This window comes from Pseudomonas algeriensis (genome assembly GCF_048847255.1).
In the GTDB taxonomy this organism is placed as follows: Bacteria; Pseudomonadota; Gammaproteobacteria; order Pseudomonadales; family Pseudomonadaceae; genus Aquipseudomonas.
In genome coordinates, this window is record NZ_JBKKRK010000003.1 from 396,591 (window position 1) to 415,201 (window position 18,611).

An 18,611-nucleotide genomic window follows, 5' to 3' on the forward strand; every position below is an offset into this window, starting at 1 on the left:
GTCGGCGCCTCACGATAGGGCTAGGCGCAAGCGCCGGGTTTGACTACGCTCAAACCCATCAGCACGTCGATACCGGGAACTCTGCAATGCCTCACTGGCTGGTGATTGATCTGGAGGCCACCACCGATGAAGGTGGCTGGCCGGTAACCGAAATGGAAATTATCGAAATCGGCGCGACCCTGGTGAATCGAGACGGCCGGGAAATCGATCATTTCCAGCGGTTCGTACGGCCGCTGAGGCGACCGCTGCTCACCCCTTTCTGTCGCTCGCTGACCCACATCAGCCAGGCCAACATCGACAGTGCCGGGCCTCTGACCGAGGTCTGGCCGGCGTTCGAAAATTGGCTGGCGCCCTACCACCCCAACCTGGAAGGCTGGGTCAGTTGGGGCGACTACGATCGCAAGCAGCTTCTTCAGGAATGGCAGCAACAGCGATTGCACAGCCTCCTCGGCCAAGTGCCGCACATGAACCTCAAGCAACGTTTTGCCAAGGCCCGCCGGTTGGAACGACCGTTGGGGCTCAATAGCGCGCTGCAACTGGCCGGGCTGCAATTTTGCGGACAACAGCACCGCGCGCTCGAGGACGCCCGCAATACAGCGCGACTATTGCCTCTGGTGCTGACGGGCTGACCCGGCGTAGCAGATGACGGCCCGTGTGGCCTTGTGCATACTGGCCGCCTTTTTCAGCCCTTTCTCGAGGAATCGCCCATGTTCAAAGTCAACGAGTACTTCGACGGCACCGTCAAGTCGATCGCGTTCGGCACTGCCGAAGGCCCCGCGACCATCGGCGTCATGGCACCGGGCGAATACGAATTCGGCACCGCCCAGCGGGAAATCATGCACGTTGTTTCCGGCGCCCTGACCGTGAAACTGCCTGACAGCACCGACTGGGAAACCTTCGCGGCCGGCAGCCAGTTCAACGTCCCGGCCAACAGCAAGTTCCAGCTCAAGGTCGCCGTCGACACGGCTTACCTGTGCGAATATCGCGGCTGAGTCGGACCGTAGCAAGGACGCTTGCCCCCACGGCAAAAGCGATTGCGTGGTAAATGAAATGCCCGTGTCCAACGACACGGGCATTTTTTATTCCAGCACTTCGACCGGCATGCCCACTTCCAGGCTGCCATTACCGTCATTGACCAGGTTCTGCCCGAACATCGCACCGTCCGGGGTCGAACGGTACTGCAGCAACGTCGCGAAAGGCTCGCGCTGCGGATCGCGCTCACCGGTCTGCGGATCGATCGTGGTCATGATGCAGCGCGAGCACGGCTTGACCACGCGCAACTCCATATCGCCGATACGGATACGCTTCCAACCATCTTCGGCGAACGCCTCGCTGCCCTCGACCACCAGGTTCGGACGGAAACGCAGCATTTCCAGCGGGCGACCTACCCTGCCAGACAGGTCCTGCAATGAGGCCTGGCCGATCAACAGCAAGGGAAAACCGTCGGCGAAGGCCACCTTGTCATCGTCCTTGCCATACCCGGCGGCTGTGGTGCGGGCCAACTCCACTGGCACATGCACGAGCCGGGTAGGATTGCCGATGAACGCGCTGACCCAGGCAGCCGCCTCGTCGCCCGCATCCGGCACGCGCAACGTGTCGCGCCAGATAATCACGCCGCGCCGCTGTTCTTCGTGGGCAGGCGGCAACGGCACTTCGATGACGCCATGGCCCGGCGCACTGAGCGTCAGGCCACCCGCCTCGTTCCACAGCGCCGAAAGCTGGCTCATTTTCGCCACGGCTCGCTGGGTCAGGAACCGTCCGCTGGCCTCATCCACCAGCATCCAGCGACGATCACCGTCGAGCCCGAGCTTGTCCAGGCCAATCCCTTGGACCTGCTGCCCCTTGCCGGACTTCAACGGATAACGGTAAAGCGCACTCAGCCGCAACATGATCGACGTTCCTGGTGGCGAAAAAACGCAACCTTATACGAGCCGGTCGATGAAACAAACCCGGATTGGCTTCAGTCGAGCATCAACCGTTGGCGTACTACATCGACGAGCTTGTCCGGCTGGAATTTGGAGAGGAAGTTGTCACAGCCGACCTTCTTGACCATCGAGTCGTTGAAGCTACCGGACAGCGAGGTGTGCAGCACCACATAGAGCCCACGCAGCCGCGGGTCGTTACGGATTTCGGTGGTCAGGCGATAGCCGTCCATCTCTGGCATTTCCGCGTCGGTGAAGATCATCAGCAACTTGTCAGTCATCACCTCGCCGGAATCAGCCCAGGCCTTGAGCATGTTCAACGCCTTCAAGCCGTCGCTGGCGATGTGCATCTTCACGCCCAACTGGCCCAAGGTATCGCGCAACTGGGAGAGCGCTACGTTGGAATCGTCCACCAGCAAGACTTCGCGACCACGGGCGCGCTCCAGCACCGGGTCTTCGAGTTTGTCTCGGGAAACCTTGGCGTTGTAGGGGACGATCTCCGCCAGGACCTTCTCCACGTCGATGATTTCCACCAACTGATCGTCCACCTTGCTGATGGCCGTCAGGTAATGCTCGCGGCCGGCGCTGGTCGGCGGTGGCAGGATGGCTTCCCAGTTCATGTTGACGATGCGGTCCACGCCCCCCACCAGGAACGCCTGGACCGAGCGGTTGTACTCGGTGACGATGATGGTGCTGTTCGGCCCGGGCACGAGCGGACGCATGCCGATGGCCTGGGACAGATCAATGACTGGCAACGTCTGGCCCCGCAGGTTGACCACGCCGCAGACGAAAGGATGGCGCTGGGGCATCAAGGTCAGCTTCGGCAGTTGCAACACTTCCTGGACCTTGAACACGTTAATGGCAAACAATTGCCGCCCTGCCAGGCGAAACATGAGAATTTCCAGGCGATTCTCACCCACCAGTTGGGTTCGCTGATCTACTGTGTCGAGAATGCCGGCCATCGATGACTCCTGGGCTTGTTCGGATGAATCTTGTAAAGGCTTATCGGCTGCCGGGGCTGGATCTTGACCCCGACACAAAATACTCCCCTCGGGGATTGATGTCACATTAACATCATGTTTTACTGGCGTTCCGTTTTCATCCGTTATTTTTTCGCTGCGCGACTCCGGTTTGCGCACGAAGTTCCCCTGCCTAAGGGATTCCCCTAGGCACAATCAGGTCCAACCTGATATTCGCGCTATCCAATAGCCATTAATGTGACGCCATTCTCATTGCTGAACGGAGTCAGGCTTTTGTGCGCCATCGCAGGACACCGAACCTCAAGCCTTTCGGCCGATCCCGCCCGTGCAATCGTTTGCGAACAGCAGCTCTTTGCCGGATCGCATGGGCGCGCCGGGCGTATTGGTTCGTTGTCGGCCATGAGATCCAACCGTTCGCCACGCGCGATTTACTTTTCGCCTGACATGATGTTGTGGAGATAAGCATGCCGAACGATCGCAAGAATTGGAGCCAGCGCCTTCCTGAGTTCCTGGTCGAAGCCGAGACCCTCTTGGCCAAGTCAGAGGAATGCCTGAGCCACCTGCAATTGATCAGCAACGATAAAGACGCCATTGATTGCATGCTCAGCACGCTGCTGAAGCTGGCAAACAAGGCCGATGCGCTGGCGCTGGAGGCCGTTTCGGAGTTTTCACTGCATATCCACGGCTTGCTCAGCCATGCGCAGGACATGGAACTGCATGAGCAGGCCCTGGTCGCGCTCAAGGATTGTTTCACGCTCATGGCCTGGCAGCTGGAGCTGGTCGACCACACCACCGGTAAACTGGGCCTGGACAACAGCGAACAGACGTCGCTGATCGAAGCCTTCGCCTTCCAGGTGGGTCAGAGCCCTTGTCAGGCGTTACAACCACCGCGCCCGCTGGCATTGGTGCCCTACGCCCAGAAACAAGCATGAAGCTGCCTGTCGCTGCCTGGTGCCATGTGCCCGGCGCACGGAGCTTTCGGGCCGCCAAGCCGAGCGCGACCAACGATATTTGAAGTGGTACTATGTCTCGCGTCGTTCGCTTCAACCAGCCGCCGCCAACTGAAGCAATCCCCGACCTGAAACGTTTACCCGACCCGGCCCGTCAGATGCGCTGACCGGCTTGCCCGCAGCGAACACCCATTGGCTCCATCCGCTATGTACGCCAGCTTCAAGTCATTCATTTCCTGGCCACCTTCCCGAGAAAACGCCCGCCGGTTCACGCTGTTGCTGTGCATCTGCTCGACCCTCGGTTGTCTGTTGGCTTACCTGTCGGCCCTCACGGTGCCGTTGAGCTTGCTGGTGCTGAATGTCGCAGCCCTTGCCTGTGTCTGGATCCAGTATCGGTTGTCACGAAAATCCATCAAATTCCAGCCGCAGGAACTCGCTGACCGGCTGCTTGAGGTCCAGGAAAACGAGCGCCATCGCCTCAGTCGCGAACTGCACGACGACATTGGCCAATTGCTGACAGCGGCAAAACTGCAGAGCGAATGGCTCAAGCGTCGCATGCCGCAAGAGCTGCAAGGCCAATGCTCCGTGCTCAGCGAGACGCTGGAAGAAACGTTGAACAAGGTGCGCGACGTGTCGGCGATCCTCAATCCAAGGCAACTGACCAGCCTGGGACTCGAAGCCAGCCTGCGCGCGCATCTGCTCAAGACCCTGGCTAATACCCCCGTAAACTGGAGCCTGGATTGCCAGCAACGCATGACGGGTATCCCGGAAGAAATGACAGTGGCGGCTTTTCGGATCACACAGGAAGCGGTCACCAACATCCTGCGCCACGCCCAGGCAAAAAACCTGCTGGTACGCCTGCAACGACTGCCCGAAGGGCTGACGCTGCTCATCAGCGACGACGGCCGGGGCTTTGTCCCCGCCATCCATCCCGCCCGCGAAGGGCAACGCGGCATGGCCGGCATGTCGGAACGGGTCGAACAACTGGGCGGCGCCCTCAAGGTAACCAGCGAGGCCGGCAAAGGCACGCATATCGAAGCTCGCTTTCCCTGGGCGCCTCGCACCCTGGAACGGGCCAGGAAGAATAAGGTTCTCCATTGACTTGTAATTTGCTTCTGGTAGATGACCATTCGCTGATCAGGGCCGGTGTGCGCGCCCTGGTCCTCGACCTGCCTGGCTACGCCGTGGTCGGCGAAGCCAATGACGGCGCCCAACTGTTGGAGCTGGTAGAACGGCTGAACCCCGATATCGTGCTGCTGGATATTTCCATGAAAGACACCAGCGGCCTGCAAGCCTTGCAACAGCTCAAGCAGGTCCGCCCCCAGAGCAAGGTGTTGATCCTGTCAATGCACACCGACCCAGAGGTGATCATGCAGGCGCTGGAGTCCGGAGCCCATGGCTATCTGCTCAAGGACGCCACTCCCACCGAGCTGGAGCACGCCCTGGAAGCGCTGCGCAACAACGAACGCTACCTGAGCCCGGCCATCGCCCATACCGTGATCAACCAGGCACTGACCCGGGTGCAGAAACAGCCGCCCCATCCTGCCCCGACCCATAACCTGACGGCGCGTCAGCTGGAGATCCTGCGGCTGATCGTGCGTGGCAAGTCCACCCGGGAAATCGCCAACGGCTTGAGCCTGAGCATCAAGACCGTGGAAACCCACCGCGCCCAGATCATGAAACGCCTGCAGATCCATGACGTGGCGGGCCTGGTGCTGTTTGCGGTGCGCGAGCAGATCATCAGCCTGGACGATTGAGCAATCCGGGGGATCCCAATAGCGGCGAGTCCACCGGCAGATGCACCCGCAGCGCCTTGGGACGCAAGGTAAAACGCAGATCATCGACCTGTAGTGGTTCGCCATCCAGATTGATATCCAGCCCCTGGGCTACCTTGATTTCCACCCAGGGCAAGCGTGCCCGCACGAACATGTTGTCGATACCCAGGCCACCGGCCAGCAGGTCCTTCAGCGTGCTCACCACCTCCTGCGGCGCCGGCAGGATACTGATATCAAGCAGCCCGTCATCGGCCAACGCCTCCGGACACAACATGTGTCCGCCGCCGGCCTGCCGGCCATTGCCTATCCCCAGCGCCAGCAGATCGCCGCGCCATTGGAAACCAGGCCCTTGCAGTTCGCCATAGGCTGCACTCAGCTCACCGAACCTTGAAAGGCCGGTAAACAGATAGGCGGCCCCGCCGAGAATTTTCTTCAAGTCTTCCGAGGTGTTCGCTGTTACCTGGCTACCGAAGCCGCCCGTGGCCATGTTAAGGAAAATCCGCCCGCCGACCTCGCCCAGATCGACCGCCCGAGGCTCAACCTCCAGCAAGTCCAGGGCCCGCTCCGGCTCCAGCGGGACACCGGCGGCCCGGGAAAAATCGTTGGCCGTGCCCAGCGGCAGCAATACCAGGCTGGCATCGCCAGAGTGCTGGGCGATGGCCTCGGCAATATCGCGCAAGGTCCCGTCGCCGCCACCGGCAATCAACTGGGTATAACCGGCCGCCAGTGCTTCCTCCACACATCGCCGGGCATCCCCGGCTTCCCAAGTCAACCGGACCGCGAGGTCCCAACCCTGTTTGCGCTTGAGCATCACTGCGGCGCGAACCTCTTCGTTGAGCGCTTGCTTGCCATGCAGGATCAATAGCGCCTTGCCTTTGCTCATTGTTGTCTCCGTCATTGGAAAGAAGGTTCAGGAAATGGGACCGCTCATTCACTGGAAAAAGCCCAGCTTCCCTCAATTTATATGAAAAAGCATGGCGTTCGGGCCGATGCCACGAAGATGGGGACAGCCTTCCCATGGCTTTTTCTTATTCAAAGAATTTTCTTACAAGACGTGGCGAATCAGCTCAATTGACCCCCTGGGCATATTGAGACACCTTGGCATTCTGTTGCGTTTAACCGGCAAACGATCATTTAGACAAGGATGTGTCACCCATGGATGGATATGTCACGGCCCGTAGAGGCCCGCTGAATCGCTCGATTAATCATGGCCACAGGGAAGGAACGTCCTATGCGCAGCCATGAATGCAAGGTGTCGCCCCGCCACTTCGTATCCTTCGGGAGCGAGCGGGCCCACGCCAAAAACGAAGGCAAAAGTTGCAGTAATCCCGCTGGAGGAATTGATTTGGAACCGCGCGTCGTTGAACTGGAAACCCACCTCAAGTACATCCGCAGGGACATGGATGAAATCCGTACCGACGTCAAGGCGGTTCGCCACCGACTTGCCTATCTGGCAGGCGCGGCGGCGGTGGTGGTCGGCCTGCTGGGGTGGGTCGCGAACAGCCGTTTCGATCAACTGGTGATGCTACTGTCGCGATGAAGGCAAAACCGCAACGGCCCGAGCCCAGCTCAGGCCGTCACCAATGAATGCGATGCCGGACTAACCCAGCACCTCGCTCAAAGGAATGAAGCCCACTTCATCGCCTTCGACCAACGTCCGCTCTTCGAGGACCTCGACCAGTCCGTCGGCCCAAGCTGCGCTGCGCAGGACTCCCGAACTCTGGTTGCGATAGATGATTGCTCGACCATTTTCGATGCGGCCTCGCAAGTATTCGCGCCGGCTGCCAGCCTTCGGCCAGGCGAAACCGGCCGGCACCTTGAACTTGAGGGGGGCCACTGACTGAACGCCCTGGCGTCGCAACAGATAAGGCCGAGCCAACAACGCGAAGGTCACCAGCGTCGAAGCAGGGTTCCCGGGCAGGCCTATGACCGGCACGTCGCGAAAATGCCCAAATGTCAGGGGTTTTCCCGGCTTGATGGCAAGTTTCCACAGCGTCAGCTCGCCTTCCTCACGAAGGGCGATGCCCAGGAAGTCAGCCTCCCCCACCGATACACCGCCAGTCGACAGGATCAGGTCGACATCCGACAGTTGGGCCAGACATTTGCGGGTAGTGGGCAGGTCATCGGGCAGGATACCTGCATCGATAACCTCGCACCCCAGGCGTTGCAGCCAACCACAGAGCAACACGCGATTGCTGTTGTAGATCTGGCCCGGCCCAAGGGGCTGGCCAGGCTCCACCAATTCATCGCCCGTGGACAGGACCGCAACGCGCACCCTGCGCACGACTTCCAACGATGCACATCCCAGGGAGGCCGCCAGCCCAAGCTCAATCGGGCCCAGGCGGGTGCCGGCACAAAGCACCCGTTCGCCGACAGTCGTTTCCTGCCCTTGAGGGCGGATATTCTGCCCGATCGCCAGGGGCTGGATGAACCGCACCCGCTGGTCATCCTCAAGCTCGACGTTTTCCTGCATCTCGACGCAATCGGCGCCGACCGGAATCGGCGCGCCGGTGAAGATCCGCGCGCAGGTTCCCGCGACCAGGGGCTCCGGAGCCTGCCCGGCGAAAATCCGCTGGCTGACCACCAGTGGCTCGCCGCGCCAATCGGCCAGGCGTAACGCGTAGCCGTCCATGGCACTGTTGGGCCAAGGCGGCAGGTCGAGCGTCGCCACCAGATCTTCGGCGAGGATCCGCCCCTGCGCTTGCGCCAGTGAAACCCGCTCACGCTCGACGATTGGCGAAGCCGCCGCGCTTTGGAGCAAGCGCTCCAGCGCGACTTCGACGGCCATCAAGGCACCGGTCTTGCCCGGTTTACCCACGGGATTCACAAGGGGCCGCCTGTTTCAAATGGGCTACGAAGTTACACGGCCGGTGCCGCGCATCCAGTTGCTCGGCCAGTATGCCGTCCCATCCGGTGCGCACCGCATTGGTGGAGCCCGGCAAGCAGCACACCAGCGTCCCGTTGGCCAGCCCGGCCAGTGCCCGGGATTGAACGGTGGAGGTGCCAATGTCCGCCACGGATATCTGCCGGAACAACTCACCGAAACCGTCGACCTGCTTGTCCAACAGACACGCAACGGCTTCTGGAGTACTGTCGCGGCCGGTAAAGCCGGTCCCCCCGGTGATCAGCACCACCTGCACCACCTCGTCGGCAATCCAGGCGGCGACTTGCGCGCGGATCTTGTACAGATCATCTTTGAGCAGCACCCGGGCCGCGAGATTGTGCCCGGCTTCCGAGAGCCGGTCGACGAAGACCTGGCCCGACGTGTCGGTTTCCAGGGTACGGGTATCGCTGACAGTCAGCACCGCGATATTGAGCGGTACGAAAGGTACATCAGCCTTGGGTTTCATAGGCTCGTCCAGTTGTAGGGGAAACAGCCTGGTGTTATATCACAGCGCCCGATTTTTTCGCCCGTGTGGAGACACCTCATGACCTTGAACAATCCGCTGCCGCCCTGCTCCATCCTGCTCCTGGCGGGCGGACGCGGGCAACGGATGGGTGGACAGGATAAAGGGCTGCTGGAGTGGCAAGGCAGCCCATTGATTGCTCATCTGCATCGGCAGACCCGGGCCATGAGCGATGACTTGATCATTTCCTGCAACCGCAACCGGGAGCGTTACGCCGCGTACGCCGATCAGTTGGTGCATGATGACGAGGGTGATTTCCCCGGCCCGCTGGCAGGCATACGGGCGGGCCTGAGGGCGGCACGCCATCCGTATCTGTTGGTGTTGCCATGCGACGTGCCGCGAATCGACACCAGCCTGCTCGAAGGCATGCGGGAAACGGCAAGCCGACACCCGGACAAGCCATTGATGGTTCGTCATGGCGAACATTGGGAGCCGCTGTTGTGCGTCATCCCGCGAGCCTTGGCCAATGACTTCGAACAGGCATGGAAAGAAGGCGAACGCAGCCCCGGCCGGATCATGCGCACGTTGCACGCGGTCCCATTGCAATGCCCGGCCGACGATCCCCGGCTGGCCAATCTCAATACGCCGGAACTCCTTGCCCAGCACAAAGGCGTGTCAGATTGACACTAGCCAGGAACTTGCTCGCGATGTATACGTCTGAAGGTCAGTAACTTGAAGAAATCCTTTCGGAGAAACACCATGACTCAACGGACCCTCGCTACTTTCATGCTCGCGCTGGGCCTCGCCACTCTCGCCGGGTGCGCATCGCCAACAGTGATTACCTTGAATGACGGTCGCGAAATCCAGGCCGTCGACACGCCACATTATGATGAAGACAGCGGCTTCTACGAATTCGAACAATTGGACGGCAAGCAGACTCGCGTGAACAAGGATCAGGTTCGTACCGTTAAAGACCTGTGATCCTCAGCGTCGAAGCCAGATAAAGAAAAGCCCGCAATGGTTATTGCGGGCTTTTTTGTTGCCTGCTCGAACCGTCGGCTCGCTACCACCCCAACGAAATCCGACTTTCAAAGTCCCGTTCCTGCCCCGTAAGCGGATCGATGAAACGCACACCTCGAGCCAGCAGCTTGAGCGGATTGGCAAAATCATCCACCGCGTCTCGCACCACGTCCGGATAGAACGGATCGTTACAGATAGGCGCGCCCAAGGCGTTCATATGGACCCGTAGCTGATGTTTTTTCCCGGTGACCGGATACAGGCCGTAGCGCCATAGGTCCCCGTTTTTTTCAAGCACTTCCATGGCCGTTTCGGTGTTGGGCTCGCCCGCCCCCTCCTGCATGCGAAAAAAGGGTTCGCCATCGACCATCCGGCTTTTGTGTACGCGGGGAAACGTCAATCCGGGCAATGCGGGAGCGATGGCTTGGTAGAATTTTTCAATCCGTCGCGTTGGAAACAAGGCTTGATAACACGAGCGGGTGTCCGGATTGGCTGAAAACAACACCAGCCCGGCGGTGTGCCGATCGATGCGGTGCAAAGGCACCAGATGGGGATTGTCCAGGCGATGAATCAGCCGTCGCAACAAGGTCTGCTCAACGTACTCGCCCGCTGGGGTGACCGGCAGGAAATGTGGTTTGTCCGCCACGACCAGATGTTCGTCGACATACAGAATCGACTCCATCACCGGGATCGGCTTTTCGTCCGGTACTTCCCGAAAGTAATGGACGCGCAAGCCTTCCCGGTATGGCAGGTCGGCGCGGATTGCCTTGCCCTCGGCGTCCAGCACCCGGCCTCGAGCGATGCGATCGAGCCACTGCTCGCGGCTGATCGCCCTGAAGTGATCGCATAGGCAATCCAATACCGTCTGCCAGGGGCCGGGCGGCAGGTAAAGCGTGCTGGCCTGATGCTGAGCTGCGGAAAACGATGGACCGGACATTAAAAAATTCTTCAGCCTGTTGCGGACTGGGCATTATCCGACAGTCACACGAGCCAGCCCAGCAATGATTGCCTCATGCAAGGATTGGCGCCGGCCTCGTCGCGGCCTCGGTGAATTCCTTCAGCCAGCGCAGTACCTCGACCGCCTCCCAGCGCCCCGGATCGTACAGCGCATACAACAGCCCCTGATAACCCACCACATCCAGCTGCTTGTGGTAGCCGGCGCGCTGGAACAGCGCCTCGATCTCGGCGAAACATGTGTTGAAGTGAAGTTTATTGAAGGGCGTCTTGCCTTCGGTCACCAGCCCGTCCAGACGCAATTCCAGGACCGCCTCGCGCACAACGTCCACGGACATCCGGTTCACGCTGTTTTTCAGTTGTTCGACATTGACCAAGGGACCCACTCCAGATAACTGTATGGGCATACAGTAACCGAAGAACGTCTTTTCGCCAATCGCGACGTAGGGACCCAGCCGATGGAAGGTTCAACGTAAAAATGCAGCAACCCGGTCTGGATCGTCGAAGGGCCAGTCCAGTTCGGCGCCTGTATCAACCCTGCGCAGCACTGGAATGCGCAGCCCGTAGGCTTCGGATAAGGCCTCGCTTTCGGCGATATCCACCAACTCCACCAACAATCCATATTCGACGAAAGGCATCAGCACGCTCTCGGCGACTTCACACAGATGGCAACCCAGGGTGCCGAACAGCTGGCATTCAGGAAGCATGGCAGGTAGACCCAAAAAAGACAGTTCGCCATTCTAGGCCCACCTCACGCAACCGTCGAGCCGGCTAAAATGCCGCAGATTATGTCGGTAAAACGCTGATGCAAATCACTGTGCTGAAACGACTTTCCAGTGATGCTCAAGTTTTTTGCTGTTCTACGCTGGATCCAGCAAGCCCTGAAACGGAGTGTCTCTTGTACGCCAACCTGCTGATCATCCTTGCCTCGTCCCTGGTGGTCATCGCCCTGTTCAGGCGACTGCGCCTGCCGCCGGTACTCGGTTACCTGTGCGTGGGCCTGGCCATCGGGCCCACTGCGCTGGACTGGGTCAACGACAGAGAAGAGCTGCCGGACCTGGCTGAGCTTGGGGTGGTTTTCCTGTTGTTTTCCTTGGGGCTGGAATTCTCGTTATCGAAAATGCTCGAGCTGCGTCGGGTGGTGTTTGGACTTGGCAGCCTCCAGGTCCTGGCTTCTGGGTTGCTATTGGGCGTGCTGCTGGCAAGCAGTGGTGTGCCGATGACGGCGGCCGTGTTGCTTGGTGCCGGGCTGGCCTTGTCGTCTACCGCCATTGTCAGCAAGGAACTGACCAGCCTGGGGGAAATCTTCACCAGCCACGGCCAGAACGCCATAGGCGTGTTGCTGTTCCAGGACGTCGTCGCCGTGTTGCTCCTGACCCTGGTGCCGGTATTTGCCGGCAGCAGCGAACACCCGTGGTATTGGGCGTTGCCGTTGACTCTGGGCAAGACCCTGGTGCTGTTTGGCGGCCTGTTGCTGGCCAGCCGACTATTGCTGCCACGGCTGTTCCATGAGGTGGCAGCCTCCCGCTCCGCCGAACTGTTCGTGCTGCTGGCCCTGGTCATCGTGTTGTTGACGGCATGGCTTACACACCTGCTCGGCCTCTCCCCCGCCCTGGGAGCATTCCTGGCCGGCATGCTGCTGGGAGAGAGCCACTACCGACACCAGATCGAGGCCGATATCCGACCGTTCCGCGACATCTTGCTGGGGCTGTTCTTCGTCAGCATTGGCATGCTGATCGACCTGCAATTGTTTGTTGACGATGGCCTGTTGATCCTCGGGCTGACCCTCGCTCTGATGCTCATCAAGGGCAGCGTCGTGGCCGCCCTGGTGAAGTGGCGCGGCAGCGACGGCGAAACCGCCTGGCGCAGCGGCCTCGCCCTGGCCCAGGGCGGTGAATTCTGTTTCGCGCTGATGGCGCTGATGCAACAGAACCGACTCATGCCAGGGGATATCGGCGGCCTGCTATTGGCCGCCACCTTCTGCTCGATGCTGTTGACGCCGCTGTTGCTGCGCGCCGCACCCGGCCTGGCCGCGCGGCTGCACCGAAAACCCAACGAAGAGGCGCAACTGGACCAGATCAGCGCTCTCAATGCCGACTTGTCGAGTCACGTAATCATCTGCGGGTATGGCCGGGTAGGACAATCGATCGGGCGCTTTCTGCGCCGGGAGGGCTTGGCGTTCGTGGCCCTGGATGATGACCCGGTCATCATTCGTGAAGCGTCCGTCGGCGAACGATGCGTGCATTACGGAGACTCACGCAGAGCCGACCTGCTGGCCGCCGTAGGGCTGGGTCGCGCAAGGCTGCTGGTCATTGCAGTCGACAAGACGGACATTGCGATGACCGTGCTGAGGGAGGCCCGGCGGGTCAACCCGCAAGTGCCCATCCTCGTGCGCACCCGGGACGACAGCCAACTGGCCGAGTTGCAGGCAGCCGGAGCCACCGAGGTGGTTCCAGAGCTGCTGGAATCGAGCCTGATGCTGGCCTCCCATGCGCTGATCATGCTCGGGCTGCCCGAACAGCGGGTGCGGCACCATGTGGATCAAGTTCGTCACGAGCGCTATGGCTTGCTCCATGGCTTCTATCCCGGCAATCAGGACAAGGAGCCGTAGCACAGGCTCAGTCCTGACTGACCGCTCCGATCTTGTGAATGGACAAGTCGGCCCCGTAGTACTCTTCTTCCTGAGTCAGCCGCAAGCCCAGCACCGCCTTGATCACACCGTAGACCGCGAAACCACCGACCAGGGCGATCACCACGCCGAGGGCGGTGCCGACGAACTGGCTGGCGAGGCTTACCCCGCCCAAGCCACCCAAGGCGTCCTGGCCGAAAATCCCGCAGGCGATACCGCCCCAGACGCCGCACAGCCCATGTAGGGGCCAGACGCCCAGCACATCGTCGATTTTCCACTTGCCCTGGGCCGCGGTAAAACACCAGACGAACAGACCGCCAGCAATTGCGCCGATCACCAGGGCACCCATCGGATGCATCAGGTCGGAGCCGGCGCAGACCGCCACCAATCCGGCCAGCGGGCCGTTGTGCAGGAAACCGGGGTCGTTGCGCCCAACGACCAACGCCGTCACGGTCCCGCCGACCATCGCCATCAACGAGTTGACCGCCACCAACCCACTCACGCCGGGCAAGGTCTGGGCGCTCATCACGTTGAAGCCGAACCAGCCGACGATGAGAATCCACGACCCCAGCGCCAGGAACGGAATGCTCGAAGGCGCGAAGGCCACCAGACGACCGTCCCGGTAACGCCCGTTTCGCGGTCCGAGCAGGAGCACCGCGGCCAGTGCCAGCCAGCCGCCCATGGCGTGCACCACCACGGAACCGGCAAAGTCATGGAAGCTGGCACCAAAGTGCGCTTGCAGCCAAGCCTGGAAACCGAAATTGCCATTCCAGACCAGACCTTCGAAAAACGGATAGACGAACGCCACGATCAGCACCGTGGCGCATAACTGCGGGACGAACCGGGCACGCTCGGCTATCCCGCCAGAGATAATCGCCGGGATCGCGGCGGCGAACGTCAACAAGAAGAAAAACTTCACCAAACTGTAGCCGTGGTCGGCACTGAGAACGGCCGCCGGCTGCAGGAAAGTCACGCCGTAGGAAATCCAATAACCAATGAAGAAATAGGCCAGCGTCGATACCGCGAAATCGCTGAGGATTTTCGACAGCGCGTTCACCTGATTCTTCTGCCGGACCGTTCCTACTTCCAGAAACGCGAACCCGGCATGCATGGCCAGGACCATGACCGCGCCGAGCAGGATGAACAGCGTGTTGGAGCTATGGACCAGACCGTCCACAGCACTTTGCAGATTTTCCATGGTATTGGCAGACCTGAAGAAGTTGAAAAAGCACCGTGATGGTTCATCCCAGCCGGTCATGCACCAAGTTGAGACCGAACGACCGACCATAGGTGGGCAGCCGAACCGCTTTGGTGCATGAAACGCGACAACATGACGCCCCGCTTGGAGGTGCTTCGCCGGTTTTGATTATTTGGGTTAAGGTTTTCGGGCTTCCGCCCAGCTTCAGCGCACCGGCACACCTCGGCGCACCAGCACATGGCAAAGGGCGGAGCAAAAGTTGTACCAGTCAGTTTCACTGAACCTTCCGGTTGGGCTCATACTCGAACGCTTCAGACGTCACTTACGGAGATCCACCCCCATGGCCAGAACCCAGGCAAAGACTGCTCAAGAAACGTTGATGGATGATTTTCAGACGCTGGTCAAAGACACCGAACGATTGCTGGATCACACCGCCACGCTGGCAGGCGACCAGGCGGACGAACTGCGTGGCCAGATCCACGAAACACTGCTGCGCGCCCGCGAAACCCTTAAGTTGACCGAAGATTCAGTGCGTGAGCGCGGCCAGGCAGCCATGATCGCTACCGAAGAATACGTACAGGCCAATCCCTGGCAATCGGTCGGCATCGCGGCGGGCGTAGGCTTTTTGATCGGATTGTTGGCGACACGGCGCTGATCATGGGCATCGACGAATCCGGATCGCCCGAAACGGGCACTAAACCAACAGCGCGTCGCCTGGGCGCGGCATTCCTTGGATTGCTGCACAGCCACGTCGAGTTGTTCGGTATTGAACTGCAGGAACAAAAGGCTCGCACCGTCAGCCTGTTGTTATTCGCGGGGCTGGCATTGGTTTTCGGCCTGCTGTTACTGGTGGGGCTGTCGGCTCTGGTATTGATCCTGGTGTGGGATACCTATCGGTTGGCGGGCATCATCGGCCTGTGCCTGTTCTACCTGCTGGCGGCGCTGTTCTGCGGGCTTCGGCTCAAGGCAGCGATTTTTGATGAGTCCTCGCCTTTCCACGGCACTCTCGAAGAACTCGCCAACGACCGGGAGCGCCTGTTGCCATGAGTCGCCCTAATGCTCCTCAAGCCCGTACGCGGCAGGAAATGCGCAAGGCACTGGTGCGCCTGCGCATGGAGATGCATCGCCAGGAAATTCGTCAGGAAACGCGACAATTGCTGCACCCGTTGCAACGGGTACGCGGATTCACCCAGAGCTGGCACGAAGGGTTCGGCCTCAAGCACGCCTCGCTTTGGGGCGTCGCCGCGGTGAGCCTGCTCGGCTTTCTCGGTGGCAAGCGAACCCGCAGTGGCCGCTCCGGTGGTTTGTCACGCCTGATCCGGCTGGCGACCGCCGTGCTTCCCCTGATCAAACTGGCCAAGAGTGCGCGCAAGCCTTGAGGCGAATCGACGGGCTCTTCCATCGAAGAGCCCTGTTCGACCGTCGACGCAGCAACACTCGGGCACAACTGATCGGGGTCCTGAGCCCTTGCAGGACGGCGCTCGAACCGGGAAGCTAGGACTTCGACTCATCAAACGGAGCAACCGGCTTTGGATTGGCACACCCTGCTGACGCGCGAACGCCTGGGAAAACCGCTGCACAGCCCGGAAGAGCTGGGCCGCAGTCCATTCCACAAAGACCATGATCGCATTATCTTTTCCGGTGCCTTCCGCCGCCTCGGGCGCAAGACGCAGGTGCATCCGGTTTCCAGCAACGACCATATCCACACGCGCCTGACCCATTCGCTGGAAGTCAGTTGCGTCGGTCGCTCCCTGGGTATGCGCGTAGGGGAAACCATCCGCGGCGCCCTGCCCGACTGGTGTGAGCCCAGTGATCTGGGCATGGTGGTGCAGTCGGCCTGCCTGGCCCATGACATCGGCAATCCACCGTTCGGCCATTCGGGCGAGGACGCCATCCGCTACTGGTTCCAACAGGCGGCGGGACGGGGCTGGCTTGACGCAATGAGCGAGGCCGAGCGCAACGATTTTCTCAACTTCGAAGGCAATGCCCAGGGGTTCCGCGTCCTTACGCAGCTCGAATACCACCAGTTCGACGGCGGCACCCGCCTGACCTATGCGACCCTCGGCACGTACCTGAAGTATCCCTGGACGGCTCGCCACGCCGATTCCCTGGGCTACAAGAAGCACAAGTTTGGCTGCTACCAGAGCGAACTGCCGTTGCTGGAGCAAATCGCCCATAAACTCGGCCTTCCGCAAATCGAGGACGAGCGCTGGGCAAGGCATCCGCTGGTCTACCTGATGGAAGCCGCGGATGACATCTGCTATGCGCTCATCGACCTGGAGGACGGCGTCGAAATGGACCTGCTGGAGTATCCGCAGGTTGAATCGCTGCTCCTGGACCTGGTGGGTGATGATCTGCCAGAGACGTACCGTCAACTCGGGCCGCTGGATTCGCGACGGCGAAAGCTGGCGATCCTGCGAGGCAAGGCCATCGAGCACCTGACCAACGCGGCCGCACGGGCATTCGTCGAGCAGCAGGAGGCGTTGCTCGCTGGCACGCTGCAAGGCGATTTGGTGGAACACATGCACGGCCCTGCCAAGCGTTGCGTAATAAACGCCAAGGACATGGCCCGCAAGAAAATTTTCCAGGACAAACGAAAGACCCTGAACGAAATCGGCGCCTACACCACGCTGGAGATCCTGCTCAACGGTTTCTGCGGCGCAGCCCTCGAACAACACGGTGGCCGTACGCCGTCGTTCAAGAATCGCCGGATTCTCGACTTGCTGGGCAATAACGCGCCCGATCCTCAAGGTTCACTTCACAGCGCCTTCCTGCGGATGATCGACTTCATCGCCGGCATGACTGACAGCTATGCAAGCGACATGGCACAGGAGATGACCGGCCGCACGCGCCAATAGCAGGCGATTGCAGCCGGCGATCGGTAGGGAAACGCGACCTGGCGCTCGCTTTGCAGCCTGCGCCTGGAGCCTTCCGGTTGTCAGCTCGTCATTTTCTGCCGCTGGGAAACAACGGCACAGTTTCTTTTCCCAAACTATTAAAAGCGCGGTTTTATATTCAATAAAATGTAAAACATGCCCTCCTCGCTCCACTTGCCTACCTGCCGCCCTAAATACGTCGTGGTATCCCGCTTCTTTTTTTGTAGGAAACTTCTGAAATTGATCGTGCATGCCGGTCTCCCCGCACGAGTTAGCCTTAACTGGGCTAAGGTGCGCGCTTTATAAGAGCTCTAGGGGACTTTATTCATGAACTCCGTTTTCATTGTCGACGATCATCCGGTCATCCGCCTCGCTGTCCGAATGCTGCTGGAGCATGAAGGCTATAAAGTCGTCGGAGAAACTGACAATGGCGTCGACGCGATGCAAATGGTGCGTGAATGCATGCCGGACCTGGTCATCCTCGACATCAGCATTCCGAAACTTGACGGGCTGGAAATTCTTTCGCGCTTCAACGCCATGACCACGCCCCTCAAGACGTTGGTCCTGACGGCGCAATCGCCAACGCTGTTTGGCATTCGCTGCATGCAATCCGGGGCTTCCGGCTATGTCTGTAAACAGGAAGATCTCAGTGAACTGGTCAGCGCGATCAAAGCCGTATTATCCGGCTACAACTATTTCCCCAGCCAGGCACTTAACCCTGTTCGTCCAGATGACCCACGCAGTTTCGAGTTGGACCTGTTCAAAAGTGTCAACGACCGGGAGTTGATGGTATTGCAACTTTTTGCCCAAGGTCGGACCAACAAGGAAATAGCCAAAGGCATGTTCCTTAGCAATAAAACTGTCAGCACTTATAAAAAACGACTCATGCAAAAACTCAAGGTGAAGTCCCTCGTCGACCTTATCGAAATGGCAAAACGCAACGCACTGGTGTGAGAAACAACA

Annotated in this window: 23 protein-coding genes; 14 read left to right on the top strand and 9 right to left on the bottom strand. The window is 60.0% G+C overall.

Going from position 1 to position 18,611, the window contains the following annotated elements; translation table 11 throughout:
- Window positions 1-86: 86 nt before the first annotated feature.
- Window positions 87-629 carry a 3'-5' exonuclease gene (locus tag ACLK1G_RS07010; protein WP_420764765.1) on the top strand — a complete coding sequence of 181 codons (543 nt, stop codon included), beginning with the start codon at window positions 87-89 and terminating at the stop codon, window positions 627-629.
- 78 nt (window positions 630-707) lie between these two features.
- Window positions 708-992, top strand: coding sequence for a pyrimidine/purine nucleoside phosphorylase (gene ppnP, locus ACLK1G_RS07015; RefSeq protein WP_003183665.1), 285 nt, complete (start codon window positions 708-710; stop codon window positions 990-992).
- A gap of 87 nt (window positions 993-1,079) precedes the next feature.
- On the opposite strand, the gene ACLK1G_RS07020 is transcribed toward ppnP, so the two are convergent.
- Entirely contained in the window at window positions 1,080-1,889 is an 810-nt protein-coding gene (locus tag ACLK1G_RS07020; protein WP_420764766.1) for an MOSC domain-containing protein, read from the bottom strand.
- A 71-nt stretch (window positions 1,890-1,960) separates the two neighbouring features.
- The gene (locus ACLK1G_RS07025; RefSeq protein WP_039588994.1) at window positions 1,961-2,884 is read right to left on the bottom strand and encodes a chemotaxis protein CheV; all 924 of its coding nucleotides are present in this window, start codon (window positions 2,882-2,884) and stop codon (window positions 1,961-1,963) included.
- A 482-nt stretch (window positions 2,885-3,366) separates the two neighbouring features.
- Here ACLK1G_RS07025 and ACLK1G_RS07030 point away from each other — a divergent pair, with 482 nt between their 5' ends.
- From ACLK1G_RS07030 to ACLK1G_RS07040, 3 genes are all read left to right on the top strand, one after another.
- Entirely contained in the window at window positions 3,367-3,834 is a 468-nt protein-coding gene (locus ACLK1G_RS07030) for a hypothetical protein (RefSeq protein WP_420764767.1), read from the top strand.
- 225 nt (window positions 3,835-4,059) lie between these two features.
- Complete coding sequence (locus tag ACLK1G_RS07035; protein ID WP_420764838.1) at window positions 4,060-4,953, top strand: sensor histidine kinase; 894 nt, start codon at window positions 4,060-4,062, stop codon at window positions 4,951-4,953.
- Window positions 4,950-5,609: a response regulator gene (locus tag ACLK1G_RS07040; protein ID WP_420764768.1), complete on the top strand. Its 660-nt coding sequence runs from the start codon at window positions 4,950-4,952 to the stop codon at window positions 5,607-5,609. The genes ACLK1G_RS07035 and ACLK1G_RS07040 overlap by 4 nt, the downstream gene beginning before the upstream one ends.
- Here ACLK1G_RS07040 and yegS read toward each other — a convergent pair.
- On the bottom strand, window positions 5,593-6,510 hold the full coding sequence (yegS, locus tag ACLK1G_RS07045; protein WP_420764769.1) for a lipid kinase YegS: 918 nt from the start codon (window positions 6,508-6,510) through the stop codon (window positions 5,593-5,595). The genes ACLK1G_RS07040 and yegS overlap by 17 nt on opposite strands.
- A 348-nt stretch (window positions 6,511-6,858) precedes the next feature.
- On the opposite strand from yegS, the gene ACLK1G_RS07050 reads away from it, so the two are divergent.
- The gene (locus ACLK1G_RS07050; protein WP_420764770.1) at window positions 6,859-7,167 is read left to right on the top strand and encodes a hypothetical protein; all 309 of its coding nucleotides are present in this window, start codon (window positions 6,859-6,861) and stop codon (window positions 7,165-7,167) included.
- Window positions 7,168-7,227: 60 nt separating this feature from the next.
- Here the strand turns inward: ACLK1G_RS07050 and ACLK1G_RS07055 are convergent, their stop codons facing one another.
- Window positions 7,228-8,415: a molybdopterin molybdotransferase MoeA gene (locus ACLK1G_RS07055; protein WP_420764839.1), complete on the bottom strand. Its 1,188-nt coding sequence runs from the start codon at window positions 8,413-8,415 to the stop codon at window positions 7,228-7,230.
- Window positions 8,416-8,437: 22 nt separating this feature from the next.
- On the bottom strand, window positions 8,438-8,977 hold the full coding sequence (gene moaB, locus ACLK1G_RS07060) for a molybdenum cofactor biosynthesis protein B (RefSeq protein WP_420764771.1): 540 nt from the start codon (window positions 8,975-8,977) through the stop codon (window positions 8,438-8,440).
- Between the two features lie 78 nt (window positions 8,978-9,055).
- Between moaB and mobA the strand changes: the two genes are divergently transcribed.
- Both mobA and ACLK1G_RS07070 read left to right on the top strand, forming a co-directional pair.
- Window positions 9,056-9,658, top strand: coding sequence for a molybdenum cofactor guanylyltransferase MobA (gene mobA / locus ACLK1G_RS07065; RefSeq protein WP_420764772.1), 603 nt, complete (start codon window positions 9,056-9,058; stop codon window positions 9,656-9,658).
- A gap of 75 nt (window positions 9,659-9,733) precedes the next feature.
- On the top strand, window positions 9,734-9,955 hold the full coding sequence (locus ACLK1G_RS07070; protein ID WP_039588986.1) for a YgdI/YgdR family lipoprotein: 222 nt from the start codon (window positions 9,734-9,736) through the stop codon (window positions 9,953-9,955).
- Window positions 9,956-10,037: 82 nt separating this feature from the next.
- Here ACLK1G_RS07070 and ACLK1G_RS07075 read toward each other — a convergent pair whose 3' ends face one another.
- The 3 genes from ACLK1G_RS07075 to ACLK1G_RS07085 form a co-directional block, all read right to left on the bottom strand.
- Entirely contained in the window at window positions 10,038-10,928 is an 891-nt protein-coding gene (locus tag ACLK1G_RS07075) for a pseudouridine synthase (RefSeq protein ID WP_420764773.1), read from the bottom strand.
- Between the two features lie 73 nt (window positions 10,929-11,001).
- Window positions 11,002-11,322, bottom strand: coding sequence for a transcriptional regulator (locus ACLK1G_RS07080; RefSeq protein WP_420764774.1), 321 nt, complete (start codon window positions 11,320-11,322; stop codon window positions 11,002-11,004).
- Between the two features lie 90 nt (window positions 11,323-11,412).
- Window positions 11,413-11,652: a glutaredoxin family protein gene (locus tag ACLK1G_RS07085; RefSeq protein ID WP_420764775.1), complete on the bottom strand. Its 240-nt coding sequence runs from the start codon at window positions 11,650-11,652 to the stop codon at window positions 11,413-11,415.
- A 191-nt stretch (window positions 11,653-11,843) separates the two neighbouring features.
- Between ACLK1G_RS07085 and ACLK1G_RS07090 the strand changes: the two genes are divergently transcribed.
- A complete protein-coding gene (locus ACLK1G_RS07090) occupies window positions 11,844-13,556 on the top strand; it encodes a cation:proton antiporter (protein ID WP_420764776.1) in 1,713 nt (570 codons plus the stop codon).
- Window positions 13,557-13,563: 7 nt separating this feature from the next.
- On the opposite strand, the gene ACLK1G_RS07095 is transcribed toward ACLK1G_RS07090, so the two are convergent.
- Window positions 13,564-14,772, bottom strand: a complete 1,209-nt coding sequence (locus ACLK1G_RS07095) for an ammonium transporter (protein WP_420764777.1) — start codon at window positions 14,770-14,772, stop codon at window positions 13,564-13,566.
- Between the two features lie 340 nt (window positions 14,773-15,112).
- On the opposite strand from ACLK1G_RS07095, the gene ACLK1G_RS07100 reads away from it, so the two are divergent.
- The 5 genes from ACLK1G_RS07100 to ACLK1G_RS07120 all read left to right on the top strand — a co-directional run bounded on the left by ACLK1G_RS07100 (window position 15,113) and on the right by ACLK1G_RS07120 (window position 18,602).
- The gene (locus ACLK1G_RS07100) at window positions 15,113-15,427 is read left to right on the top strand and encodes an ElaB/YgaM/YqjD family protein (protein ID WP_420764778.1); all 315 of its coding nucleotides are present in this window, start codon (window positions 15,113-15,115) and stop codon (window positions 15,425-15,427) included.
- Window positions 15,428-15,429: 2 nt separating this feature from the next.
- Window positions 15,430-15,819 (top strand): phage holin family protein, encoded by a 390-nt coding sequence (locus tag ACLK1G_RS07105; protein WP_420764779.1) that lies wholly within the window; start codon window positions 15,430-15,432, stop codon window positions 15,817-15,819.
- A complete protein-coding gene (locus tag ACLK1G_RS07110) occupies window positions 15,816-16,151 on the top strand; it encodes a hypothetical protein (RefSeq protein ID WP_420764780.1) in 336 nt (111 codons plus the stop codon). The genes ACLK1G_RS07105 and ACLK1G_RS07110 overlap by 4 nt, the downstream gene beginning before the upstream one ends.
- 150 nt (window positions 16,152-16,301) lie before the next feature.
- Window positions 16,302-17,630 carry a deoxyguanosinetriphosphate triphosphohydrolase gene (locus tag ACLK1G_RS07115; RefSeq protein ID WP_420764781.1) on the top strand — a complete coding sequence of 443 codons (1,329 nt, stop codon included), beginning with the start codon at window positions 16,302-16,304 and terminating at the stop codon, window positions 17,628-17,630.
- 345 nt (window positions 17,631-17,975) lie between these two features.
- Window positions 17,976-18,602 (top strand): response regulator, encoded by a 627-nt coding sequence (locus tag ACLK1G_RS07120; protein WP_420764782.1) that lies wholly within the window; start codon window positions 17,976-17,978, stop codon window positions 18,600-18,602.
- The last annotated feature ends 9 nt before the right edge of the window (window positions 18,603-18,611 follow it).